This window comes from Pedococcus sp. P2_E2 (assembly GCF_056403955.1).
The window spans coordinates 207,516-220,332 of sequence record NZ_JBFUEM010000007.1 but is presented as its reverse complement, the minus strand read 5'-3'; the positions used below and the strand labels follow the sequence as shown (position 1 = coordinate 220,332).

Genomic DNA, 12,817 nt, shown 5'->3' with positions numbered 1-12,817 from the left:
CTGGTGGTCAGCAACCTCGATGTCGTACCTCAGATCTCGATGGCGGGGGTGATGACCGGACGACTCCCAGGATCGTCCAGCCGGCGCATGACGAGGTGGACGAGTCCCCGCTCGACGGAGGCGAACGTGAACCGGCCGGCGTCGTCGGTCGTGGTCTCCTGGGTGCGCGACCGCTCGCGCAGCTCGACGTGCGTGGGTCCCGTGGTGACCCACCCGCTCAGCCGCGCGCTCCCGCCGTCCACCATCTCGATGGTGATCATCGCGCTGAGCTGGTCGCTGGAGAACGTGATGGTCCCGGCGCGGTCGTACTGGGTGGAGCGCACCCCGGCGAGCTCGGCGGTCGTCGTCGTGATCTCCGCGACCTCGGCCTCGAGGGCGGCCACGGACATCGCGAACTTGGCCCGCTCGGCCAGGCCGCTGGGCACCGGGTCACTCGCCTGCAGGATGGTCCGGAGCGTCGCAAGGGCCCTGAGGTCCTGGTCGTCGATCTCACCGAGCGCGTCGGCCTCCCAGCCCTCGCTGATGGCCCCGCCGCTCACGCTGTCGCCGCTCATGACGTCGCCCATCCCGGGTCGCCGAGCAGCGCCCCTCGGAGCTTGGCCAGGCACCGACCGCGGGTGGGTCCGATGCTGCCGACGGGCATGCCGAGCGCGTCGGCGACCTGCGCGTAGTCAGGTCGGTCGGCGAGGGCGATGACCCGCAGCAGCTGCTGGCACCGCTCCGGCAGGTCCTTGAAGTGGCGCCAGAGCAGGCCCTGCTCCTGGCTGCGGACGACGACTTCGGCCGGCTCGTCCCTGGTCGTGGCTACCTCAGGCATCGCATCCCCCATGTCCTCTCGGACGTCCTCGCGCCGGGCCCGCTTGGACACGGCCCAGGCCTCGCGCCGGGTGGTGGTGAGCAACCACTTCAGCACGCCCTGGGGGTCGGTGATCCCCGACGCGTGCTGGACCAGCGACAACCACGTGTTCTGCACGACGTCCTCGGCCTGCGGGCCGCTGAGCCCCTGCGCCCGGGCGGTGTGCCAGAGCAGCGTGGTGGTGCTGTCCACCAGCTGCGACATCGCCTCCGGGCGCCCGTCCCGGTAGTCGGCGAACGCGCGCGCCGCCAGTTCGGCCAGGCTCCGGGTGCCGCCCTCGGCGTGCATCACCGTTCGCCTCCCTCGAGCGCGCCGAGGGCCTTGGTGAGCCCCTCGACCCGAGCCCTCGATGAGTCGAACCCTGCCCAGCCCTCGCGGACGAGCCAGGCAGCGAGGTCGCCGGCATACGCAGGCGCTGCGAACGACGTGCCGCTCCAGAGGGCGAACCCGCTCGAGTAGTCGTCGGGGTCGCACGACCCGCGCAGCGGGCGCCCTGCCGCGGGGTCAGCTGCTGCAGGCTGGACGAGGGCCGGCTGCAGGCTGCCGTTGAACGTGGTCGGCATGGTGCTCACGACCGCGGTCCCGCGCCGGTAGGCGCGGACCCAGTGGCCGGTGTTGGAGTAGACCGACACCGTGCAACCGTCCGGGTTGAACGCGCCGACACTCGTCAGGGGCACGTCGAAACCGCCCGCGACCGCAAAGGCCGCGGGGTAGAACTCGTGGTTCGTGCCGCCGTTCCCGGCCGCGGCCACCACCGCGACGCCGGTGCTCGACAGCGCCCGGAGGATCCCGCAGAACGCCGGCTCGTCGTCGAACGCCCCAGGTGTCTCGTGGTAATACCCCAGCGACAGCGACAGGACGTCGATCGCCGGTCCCTTGTCGACGTCGGAGTGGGCGAGCAGCTGGCGGACGAAGAGGAGCCCGAGGGTCTCGACGAGGAAGGCCTCGTCGGTGACGCCGTCGCCGTGCATGACGGGAATGACCATCAGCGTGGCCTCGGGGCAGCGTTGCCGCACGACCCCGGCGATGAACGTGCCGTGCCCGGCCAACGGGTCGAGCAGGCCGTTGACCCGGTCGAGGGTGCAGCCGGAACCCTCGGGGTCGTCTTCGGTGCTGAAGCGCTCACCGATGGGGATCCCGTCGACGGTCACGTCCCGGATGACGCCGTAGCCGAACCAGGGGTGCTGCCCGAGTCCCGTGTCGAGCAGCGCGACGACCGGTCCTTCCGGGGCGCCCGCGTCATCGCACTCCGCCCCGTTCTCGGAGCCTTCTGCGGTGTAGCCCCCTAGCGCCGGCGACGGACCACCCCAGACCACCGGGCACCGCGGCGAGGGGCCGCCGCCAGGCATCTGCACGTCCCCCTCACCGACCCCGGAGCCGTACCCGACCCCTGACCCGTAGCCGACGCCCGAGCCGTACCCCACCCCGGAGCCGTAGCCGACACCCGAGCCGTAGCCGACGCCGGACCCGTACCCCACGCCGGAGCCGTAGCCCGACGCCGTCACGATGTGGCTGAGGCTCACCGACTTCGCCGACTCCGGGTCTTCGGCACGCAGCGTCTGCAGGATCAGCCAGGCGTCCGGGGCCACGACGGGACGGTCCGGCAACGGCGTGAACACCACCGTCGTGGAGATGGCCGCGTCGACCTGGTCCTCCAGCTCGTTCTGCCGCAGCAACGCCTCGAACCGCTCGTCCCGCTGGGCGTCGGCCGAGTAGCCGAGCCGCTCCGCGATCCCCCTCAGCGCGCTGATCGGACCCCGCGCCGACTGGGTGGCGAGGCCGCGAACGAGCAGGCGGTTACCGGCATACAAGGTGGGTGCGAGGGCGTCGTCGCCGTCGAGCCGCACCGCCTTGGCGGGGTCGAGCACCCGCACGTCCAGGCGCCGCGCCGCCGAGCGAGGGATCGCGACCCAGGGTGTGGGTCCCGGCCCAGGGGGCGGCGGGGGGGCTGATGCGGCCATCGGATCTCCTGAGGGTCGTGCCTACCACGCGTGCGTTGTTCAGCGTAGTGAGGGAATGCGTCATCTGACAGGAGAACCAGACGGGCCCGTTTGATACCGGGCAGCCACCGAAAACTCGCCGCAAAAAATTCTTGGCCGGCGATGTATCAGGGCCGGTGGTGCCGACTCTTGTCCAGTGTCAGACCTGGTCGGGGGACCGAGGAGGACACAACGGAGAGGACGCCAATGTCGTGCAGGACCTGTCGCAGGGGGCGACGGGTCCCGGCGACGAAGGACCGCTGGTCACAGGGGTCGCCAACCCGCACCCCGTAGGCCGGCCCGCTTCCTTGGTGTGCTGGTTGCCGTGCGCCCGCGCTCAGGGCAGCTTGCCCGGCCCCGGTCCGAAGCCGGTGGTGTCGGCGTGCAGCCGCCCATCGGTCCCGCGGTGCAGGGTCTCCGGGAGGTCCTCACCGGTGAGGCGCTCCTTGGCGCTCGCGCCGGCGGTCTTCGCGACGTCACCGATCTTGGCCGCCACGACGGGCGCCTGGTCCTTGACGACCTGCTTGACCGTGTCGACACGGGACTGCACGGGGGCACTGCCCCAGACGCGGTCGGTCTGGGCCTTGATCTGCTGGTAGCGCTTCTGACCGGCCTTGGCCCCGAGCACGTAGCCCGCAGCGAGACCGGCGAGGAAGGTGAGCTTTGCCATGGTTCGCATCCTTTGGTCGGTTCCTTCGACCTTAACCCACGGCCCTACGAACGTGCTGGTCAGCGGCCTGCCCGGTGGACGTCAGCAGGATCATCAGCCGCCCCCAACAACGATTCGAGCAGGTCGCGCGTGTGCGGCTCGTCCAGCACCTCCTCTATCCACGCCACCGAGTCCGCGCGGTGCGGCGAGCGGGGGTTGGGTTGCAGCCAGTCGGTGGCAGCCATCTCGGTGATGTGTCCGAGCTGCGCGATCAGCATCGAGAAGTGGCCGCGTCGGCTCACCCTGGCCGGCCCGCCGGCCTCCCGGTAGGCGTTGACCAGCGCTCGCGTCCGACCGGGGTCGGAGCGGGCAAACTCGAAGAGCACGCACCCGAGCTCCTGGCTCGGATCGGCCGGCCCGCTGTTCTCCCAGTCGATGACACACACGTCGCCGTCAGCAGTCGGCAGGACGTTGTCGGCCCAGAGGTCGCGGTGGCAGGTCGCGATCGTCTGCGGTGGTTCGATCCAAGACTCGAGGGCGACGAGCTCGTCACGCAGATCAGACAGTCGGCGAGCGAACGGCGCTCCTGCGTCCTGGAGCTGTTCGACGAGCCGGTGCCAGCGGTCGGCCCCCACCGGCTCGCGGTACCACGGGTCGATCTGGTCCGGGTGCGCGACCGAGAGGGTGGTGTCACCGAGTGAGACCTTGTGCATGGCGGCCACGACCTCGCCGACCCGCTCGGGATCGAGGCGGATGTCGGGTGCACCCAGGTCGACCCACTCGTACACCCGTGCCTGACCCCCGCGAATGGTGGCGAACACCGTTCCGTCCGTGGTGCGGCGCACCTGCGGAGTCGGCACGCCTTCGGCGCGGGCCGCTTCCTGGAACGTCGTCGCCAGACGCACGTCGTCCTCGGTGGACTGGCGGAAGGGCACCTTCACCGCCCAGCTGCCGTCTGCCGTCTCGAGCCGCCACACGACGCCCTGCTTGCCGCGCGCGACGGGGCCGTCGGAGAGTCTCGCTGCGCCACCCAGGGCGAAGCGTTGCGCCAGCGCCCGCGCATCCATCCGGCCATTCGAGCACGCCATCGACGAGGAGGCGACTGCTGGGGGAGGACCGGCCCGAGGGGTCCGCGGAGTGGTCGGGCGATGCCCGGCCGGGACGGGCGATACCGTGTCCCTGGTCGTGCGGGTATGCCGCGTGGCCGAGGAGGGCTCGCATAGTGGCCTAGTGCGGCGGTCTTGAAAACCGCTATGGGGTTACACCCATCGTGGGTTCGAATCCCACGCCCTCCGCGCGAACGATCCGGGGGGCCGTCAAGTCTCGCAGCGCGAGAGCCACGTGCTCCGCTGCCCGCAGGTGCGCCCGGTTCCGTCGACTTGGGTGGCCTGACTAGCCACAAAAGTGCAGGTCAGCCGGTGTATATGGCGTAGGAGCGGTGCGCGCTTGGGGTGATCTGTCTTGCCCCTGTCCGTCGCTAGGTTCGCGACCAACGGCCTTCGCAGTGGTGGCCGGGCACAGGAGGTGCGACATGTTCGCAGGGGCAGCTGGCAAGCACCGGGACCACTCTTCGTTCAGCCGGGCCCGACGGATCCTGCTCGGAATGGCCCTCGTCGCCGGCTTCACCCTCCAGGCCGCGCCCTCGGCATACGCCTCCCCACCGACCGCTCGGACGTCCACCATCACCACCCGCGAGGGGGTGGCGTCGTACGTGTTCCTGCACGCCGTGGACCCCGAGACCGACCCGCTGACCTACGCCGTCGTCAGCCCGCCGAGCCACGGGTCGGTGGACTCGTGCAGCCCGGGCTACTGCCTCTACACCCCGACCCCCGGCTTCGTCGGCGTCGACTCCTTCACCTGGACGGCGAGCGACGCCTCCTCGACCTCGAACGTCGCCACGGCCACCGTCACGGTGACCAAGAACGTCACGCCCTTGGCGCTGAACCGGAACCAGCCCGTGCGACAGAACACCCCGGCGTTCTTCTACCTCGACTGGAGCGACGTCGACTACACCACGTTGACCTTCGAGGTCCTGACCCAACCGACCCACGGCACCCTCAGCGGTTGCGAGAGCTCCTACTGCACCTACACGCCGGACGCCGGGTACGTCGGGTCAGACAGCTTCACGTGGCGGGTCAGTGACGACCTGGCCACCTCGGGCGTCGCCACCCAGACGCTGTCCGTCTTCGACAACGTCGCCCCGGTCGCCACCGACTCCAGCGACTCCGTGCGCGAGTCCAAGCAGGAGCAGGTCCTGGTCGACTACGCGCAGCAGCCGGGCGAGACCCTGACGTTCTCGGTGGTCGACAACCCCCAGCACGGCACCGTCAGCTGCAACACCTACTACGGCGTCTGCTTCTACGAAGGATTCCCCGGCTACACAGGACCCGACAGCTTCACCTGGCAGTCCAACGACGGGCTCCTCGACTCGGGGGTCGCGACCGTGAGCCTCACCGTTCGCCCGAATGCCGCCCCAGCGGCCCTGGACCGCACGGTCCTCGCGCAGGGCGTGACCAACTTCTACCTGAACTCCACGGACCGCGACCTCGACCAGCTCACCCTGGCTGTCGTGAGCACCCCGTCGCACGGAACTCTCGACTGCACCACCACCTTCTTCGACTACTCCTACTGCACCTACACCCCGACCGGCGGCTACTCGGGGCTCGACTCGTTCACCTGGCAGTCGAGCGACGACCTCGCCTCGTCGCGGGTCGCCACGACCACCCTTCGCGTGGGCAACGACGGCACCCCGGTCGCGGACAACTACGCGACGAACACCTACCAGGGCAATGCGCTCGCGCTGGGCTTCCCGTTCACGGACACCGACAGCGGGACCTTCGCGGTCACGATCCTCACCCAGCCGACCCACGGCACGCTGACAGACTGCGCCATCCCCCTGAACGGGTGCACCTACACCCCGGGTGCGGCCTACTCGGGTCCGGACAGCTTCACCTGGCGGGTCAGTGATGGCACGTCGAGCTCCAACCCGGCCACCATCTCGATCGACGTCCTGCCCAACGCCGTACCCGTCGCGAGCGACACCTCTGTCGAGATCCGCGAGCGCACGTCCGCGCCGCTCTCGCTGCCCGGCTACGACCCCGAGAGCGCGACGAGCACCTTCGCCGTCCTCACGCCTCCGAGCCATGGCTCCCTGACGTCGTGCGCCACCGGGCAGTGCACCTACACCCCGACGGGCAGCTTCGTCGGGCTGGACTCGTTCACCTGGCGGCTGAGCGCGGGCGGCGGCACCTCGCGCACCGCCACCATGACGATCCACGTGAACCCCAACAACGCCCCGCGGGTCTTCGGCCAGTACGCCGAGATCAACGAGGACACCGCGACGTCGATCGGGCTGAGCTGGACCGACGACTTCTACTACGACACCCCCACCTTCACCGTCGTCAGCCAGCCGTCCCACGGCACCCTGACGGACTGCTCAACCGGGGGCGGCGGCTGCGTCTACACGCCGGCGCTGGACTACCGCGGTCCGGACTCCTTCACCTGGAAGGTCAGCGACGGACTGGACGAGTCGGGTGTGGCGACCTACTCGCTGTTCGTGGTGCCGATCTCGACCCCGGTGGCGATCAACACCACCGCGACCGTCCGGCAGGACCGCACCACTGCTGTGCCGCTCAGCTGGTCCTCCCTCAGTGGCAACCCCACCTCCATCACGGTGCTGTCGGCGCCGGCCCACGGGTCCGTCAGCTGCGACGTGAGCTCCTCGTACTGCACCTACTCGCCGACCACCGGCTACACGGGTGCCGACTCCTTCACGTGGCGGCTCAACGACGGCTTCGCCGACTCCAACACCGCGACCGTGTCGATCACCGTGGAGGCCAACCACGCGCCCGTGGCCCAGGACCGCACCGTGACGACGCCATCCAACACCGCGGTCGTCGTCACCCTTGCGGCGACCGACGCCGACGGTGACGCGATGACGTATGCGGTGCAGTCCGGTCCGAGTCACGGCTCGCTCAGCGGGTGCACGCTGGTCAGCTCGTCCTTCACCCAGTGCACCTACACGCCGGCGGCGGCCTTCGTCGGCGACGACTCGTTCACGTACAGGGCGAGCGACGACCTGGCGACCTCCGCTGCCGCCACCGTGACGATCACCGTCACCGGGCAGCCGCCGCTGGTGAACGCGGGCGCGGACAAGACCGGGACCGAGGGCTCGCCGATCTCCTTGACCGGCACCGCGAGCGACCCGGACGGCCAGGCCCTGACCTACCAGTGGTCCGCCACCCCAGGGCCCGGCGTCGACGCTGGTGCAGGCTGCTCGTTCACCGCCTCGACGTCCCTGAACACCTCGGTGACGTGCACCGACAACGGCACCTTCACGGCGACGTTGACGGCCAGCGACGGCGGCGCGAGCACGAGCGACTCGGCCGTGCTGACCATCGCCAACGCCAACCCGAGTGTCTCGATCACGGCGCCGCTGGCCGGCGCCCAGGTCGACTTCGGCGTGTCCGTCCAGGTCACGGCACCCATCACCGACCCGGCCGCCAACGACACCTTCGGCTGCAACATCGCCTGGGGCGACGCCACCACCACAGCGGGCGCCATCGTCGCCGGGGCCTGCACGGGCAGCCACACCTACGCCACGGCCGGCGACAAGACCATCACCGTGTCCGTCAACGACGACGACGCGGGCACGGCCAGCGCCAGCGTGACCATCACCCAGAAGGCCCAGGTCAACCTGCCGCCGACGGCCAACGCGGGGGCGGACCGCACGGGCTCGGAGGGCGCACTGGTCTCCCTCATCGGTTCGGGCACCGACCCCGAGGGCGCGACGCTCAGCTACGCCTGGTCGTATGTCGTGGGCGCAGGGGTCGATGCCGGCACCTCCTGCTCCATCACCTCACCGACCTCGGCCTCGACGACGGTCAGCTGCACCGACGACGGCACCTTCACCTTCACCCTGTCGGTGAGCGACGGCGTGAACCCGGCTGTCACGGACACGGCGACGGTGACACTGGCCAACGCCAACCCCTCCGTCGCCCTCACCAGCCCGAACGTGGGCGCGTCCTACCAGGTCGGCGCACCGGTCACGGCCCACGCCACCTTCGGGGACCAGGGGTCCCACGACACGCAGACCTGCTCCATCGACTGGGGTGACGGCACCACGACGCCCGGGACGGTCGTCGGCGCGTCCTGCGACGGCACGCACAGCTACACCGCGACGGGCACCCCCACCATCACGATGACCCTCACCGACGACGACGGCGGCAGCGGCTCTGCCTCGCGCGGCACCACCATCACGCCGCAGCCCAACCTGGCCCCGACGGCGGACGCCGGCGCCGACCGCACCGGCTCCGAGGGCACCTCGCTGACCCTGCTGGGCTCGGGCTCCGACCCGGAAGGGCTGACCCCGACCTACGCCTGGACCTACCTCGCCGGTGCGGGTGTCGACCCCGGCACGAGCTGCTCCTTCGGCTCAGCGACGTCGGCGTCGTCCTCCTTCAGCTGCACCGACGACGGCAGCTTCACCGTCACGCTGAGCGTGAGCGACGGGGTGAACACCACGACCGACTCGGCGACGGTCTCGCTGGCCAATGCCGACCCCACCGTGGCGATCACGACGCCTGACGTGGGCACCAGTACCCCCATCGGCACGTCCGTGCCGCTGCACGCGGTGCTCGGCGACGCCGGTTCGCACGACACCCACACCTGCTCGATCGCCTGGGGGGACGCGGTCACCACGACCGGGACCGTGACCGGCGGGGCCTGCGACAGCAGCCACACCTACGCGGTGGCAGGGACGCGCACCATCACGGTCACCGTGACCGACGATGACGGCGGCACCGGCACGGCCACCCGCGACCTCACCGTGACGAACGCCGCTCCCACGGCGGACGCGGGCGCGGACCGCACCGGCTCCGAGGGGGCCCTGGTGTCCCTGACCGGTTCCGGGTCGGACCCCGAGGGCGTGTCCGTGACCTACACCTGGACGTATGCCGCGGGCGCCGGCGTCGATGCCGGCGCACAGTGCGGCTTCAGCGCGCCGTCCGCCGCCACGACCCAGTTCAGCTGCGACGACGACGGCACCTACGTCGTGACCCTCGCCGTCAGTGACGGCGTCAACACGACGACCGACACGGCCTCCGTCGTGCTGGCGAACCGGGACCCGTCGGCCTCGATCACCGCACCTGCCGACGGCGCGGTCTTCACGACCGGCCAGGGCGTGTCCCTCACCGGCGCGGGTGCCGACCCCGGTTCGCACGACGTGCTGACCTGCTCCATCGCCTGGGGTGACGGGACGACCGGTGCCGGCGTGATGAGCGCTGGACAGTGCACCGGGACGCACCCCTACGCGACGTCCGGCGCCAAGACCATCACCCTCACCATCACCGACGACGACGGGGGCTCGGCGCTCGCGACCGTCGGCATCACGATCACCGACCAGCCGAACCAGCCGCCGACCGCCGACGCGGGCGCGGACCGGTCCGGCACCGAGGGCTCAGCCGTCACCCTCACGGGTTCCGGGTCCGACCCCGAGCAGGCGCCCCTCACCTACGCCTGGACCTATGCCGCTGGCGCAGGTGTGGACGCCGGCGCGACCTGCTCCTTCGGCTCCCCGACGGCCGCCAGCACGACGTTCACCTGCACGGACGACGGCAGCTACACCGCAACCCTGGCCGTGAGCGACGGAGCCAACCCGCCCGCGACGGACACCGCCACGGTCGCCATCGGCAACGCCAACCCGACTGTGCACGTCACCGCGCCGGCCGGCGGCGCGGCATACACCGTCGGTGACACCGTCTCGGTCTCGGCGACGACCGGTGACGCGGGCGCGAACGACACCCAGTCCTGCTCCATCGACTGGGGCGACAGCACCTCGACGGCCGGCACGCTCGCCGCCGGGACCTGCACCGGTCAGCACGCCTACGCGGCGGCCGGCCCGCGCACCATCACCGTGACCGTCACCGACGACGACGCGGGCAGCGGCAGCGACTCGGTCGCCGTCACGGTCAGCGCCGTGGTGACCCAGCCTCCGACGGCCGACGCCGGAGCAGACCGGACGGGCACCGAGGGTTCCGCGGTCAACCTCAGCGGCTCTGGGTCGCAGCCTGACGGCAACCCGCTGACCTACCACTGGTCCTTTGCGGCGGGCGCGGGCGTGGACAGCGGTGCGGACTGCACGTTCGGGTCTGCCAGCTCGGCCGCGACGACCTTCCGCTGCACCGACGACGGGACCTACACCGTCACGCTGAGCGTGGACGACGGCGTGCACAGCCCCGTGACCGACTCCGCGACGGTGACCCTGGCGAACGCCGCACCCACCACCTCGATCAGCGCCCCCACCGCGGGCTCGGAGTTCGCCATCGGCGCGACGGTCTCGGTCTCGGCCGCCGTGTCCGACGCGGGCGCCAACGACACCCACACGTGCTCCATCGCCTGGGGTGACGGCAGCACCGGCACCGGCACGGTGACCGCCGGCACCTGCTCCGCGTCCCACGCCTACAGCGGGTCGGGATCGCGAACCATCACCGTCACGGTGGTCGACGACGACGGCGACTCCGGCAGCGACAGCGTGGGCATCGTCGTGGCTGCCGCCCCGGTGAACCAGCCGCCGACGGCCAACGCGGGCGACGACGTCGCCTCCGCCGAGGGATCCCCGGCCCACCTGTCCGGATCGGGATCCGACCCCGAAGGTGCGTCGCTGACCTACCTCTGGACGTCCGCCCCGGTCTCAGGGACCGACGCGGGTGCGACCTGCACGTTCAGCGCTGCACACTCGGCGGCGACCGACGTCAGCTGCACCGACGACGGCACGTTCGCCCTGACCCTCACCGTCGACGACGGGACCAACCCGCCAGTGTCCGACTCGGCTGCTCTAGTCGTCACCAACGCGGACCCCACTGTCCGGGTGACGAGTCCCGCGACAGGGGCCGAGTTCCCCACTGGTGCAACGGTTTCCGTCGCGGCGACCACGGCCGACGCGGGCAGCAACGACACGCGCGCCTGCTCGATCGCATGGGGTGACGGCACGACGTCGCCCGGCAGCCTGGCCGGCGGGGTGTGCACGGGCAGTCACGCCTACGCCACGGACGGCGCACGGACCATCACGGTGACGGCGACCGACGACGACTCGGGCTCCGGCTCCGACACGGTCGCGATCGTGGTCTCGACGAGCAGCGTCAACCTGCCGCCGAAGGCCAACGCCGGCGCCGACAAGTCCGGCACCGAGGGGTCGAAGCTCACCCTCACGGGCTCGGGCAAGGACCCCGAGGCGGCCCCCCTGTCCTACCGCTGGACGTATGCCGCCGGCCCGAACGTCGACGCAGGCGCCACCTGCGCCCTGGGCACGCCCACGGCGGTGCGGACCACGTTCAGCTGCACCGACGACGGCACCTTCACCGTCACGCTCGCCGTCAGTGACGGGACCAACCCACCGGTCACCGACTCCGCGGTCGTGACGCTGGCGAACGCCACCCCGACCGTGCGGATCATCGCGCCCGACTCCGACTCGAGGCTGCGGGTGGGCCAGGCGGTCCAGGTCTCGGCCAGGGTCTCCGACCGTGGCAGCAACGACGTGCTGACCTGCTCGATCGGCTGGGGCGACGGCACCACCACGGCTGGAAGCGTCAGCGGCGGTCGGTGCACCGGGAGCCACACCTACTCCACGGCGGCCGAGCGGAACCTGACCGTCAGGGCCACTGACGACGACGGAGCCACGGGCAAGGACTCGGTCTGCGTCACCGTGCGGCCGGTCAGGGCCAACCGGGCTCCCGTGGTCGACGCCGGCGGCGACCTGACGGCCGCGGCCGGGACCGTGGTCCGACTTCAGGCCAGGGTCAGTGACGCGGACGGTGACCCCCTGACCTACGCCTGGACCCTGCGGTCGGACGGCGCGATGGGGTGCACCTTCCGGGCTGCGACGACCGGCCCGACCACCAAGGTCGCGTGTGCGGCGGCGGGAACCGCCTGGGCCACCCTCACCGTGTCCGACGGCGTGAACGCGGCCGTCTCCGACACGGTGCAGCTGACCATCCGACCGGTGGCGTGCCCGGAGGACCAAGGTGGCACGGCTCTCGCGGCGACGGGACCGACCGCCGGAACGTCTGTGGTGGCAGGTCGTCGGTCACGTCGGGTGGCCATCTGAGGGCGACACGCCCGAAACCGGCGAGGTAGGACCGGGGTCCCCGATGCGAAATGCCTTGAAAAGTTGGAAAATTACCATCGCGACCTCATCATTACGAGTGCATTCATACGCGAATTGAACGATCCTGAGGAGTGGAACCGGCCGTTAGCGTGTGTGGTCGGGGGTATGAGGCGTCCGCCTTCGGGCGGCGGGCCGGAGGCCGGGCAACCCTGCAGCCCGGCCTTCGTGCC

The 12,817-nt window shown here is 71.0% G+C and carries 6 protein-coding genes and 1 tRNA gene; 2 read left to right on the top strand and 5 right to left on the bottom strand.

Annotated features, from left to right (window positions below):
* Positions 1-29: 29 nt before the first annotated feature.
* The 5 genes from AC1DWR_RS16480 to AC1DWR_RS16460 all read right to left on the bottom strand — a co-directional run bounded on the left by AC1DWR_RS16480 (position 30) and on the right by AC1DWR_RS16460 (position 4,551).
* On the bottom strand, positions 30-554 hold the full coding sequence (locus AC1DWR_RS16480; RefSeq protein WP_477624812.1) for a hypothetical protein: 525 nt from the start codon (positions 552-554) through the stop codon (positions 30-32).
* Positions 551-1,144: an RNA polymerase sigma factor gene (locus AC1DWR_RS16475; protein WP_477614428.1), complete on the bottom strand. Its 594-nt coding sequence runs from the start codon at positions 1,142-1,144 to the stop codon at positions 551-553. The genes AC1DWR_RS16480 and AC1DWR_RS16475 overlap by 4 nt, the downstream gene beginning before the upstream one ends.
* Positions 1,144-2,817 (bottom strand): S8 family serine peptidase, encoded by a 1,674-nt coding sequence (locus AC1DWR_RS16470; protein ID WP_477624811.1) that lies wholly within the window; start codon positions 2,815-2,817, stop codon positions 1,144-1,146. The genes AC1DWR_RS16475 and AC1DWR_RS16470 overlap by 1 nt, the downstream gene beginning before the upstream one ends.
* A 355-nt stretch (positions 2,818-3,172) precedes the next feature.
* Positions 3,173-3,505 carry a hypothetical protein gene (locus AC1DWR_RS16465; RefSeq protein WP_477614430.1) on the bottom strand — a complete coding sequence of 111 codons (333 nt, stop codon included), beginning with the start codon at positions 3,503-3,505 and terminating at the stop codon, positions 3,173-3,175.
* A 59-nt stretch (positions 3,506-3,564) separates the two neighbouring features.
* Positions 3,565-4,551, bottom strand: coding sequence for a phosphotransferase enzyme family protein (locus AC1DWR_RS16460; RefSeq protein ID WP_477624810.1), 987 nt, complete (start codon positions 4,549-4,551; stop codon positions 3,565-3,567).
* A 141-nt stretch (positions 4,552-4,692) separates the two neighbouring features.
* On the opposite strand from AC1DWR_RS16460, the gene AC1DWR_RS16455 reads away from it, so the two are divergent.
* Together AC1DWR_RS16455 and AC1DWR_RS16450 are read left to right on the top strand one after the other, a co-directional pair.
* Positions 4,693-4,779 (top strand) — tRNA-Ser (locus AC1DWR_RS16455).
* Between the two features lie 236 nt (positions 4,780-5,015).
* Positions 5,016-12,587 carry an Ig-like domain-containing protein gene (locus AC1DWR_RS16450; protein ID WP_477624809.1) on the top strand — a complete coding sequence of 2,524 codons (7,572 nt, stop codon included), beginning with the start codon at positions 5,016-5,018 and terminating at the stop codon, positions 12,585-12,587.
* The last annotated feature ends 230 nt before the right edge of the window (positions 12,588-12,817 follow it).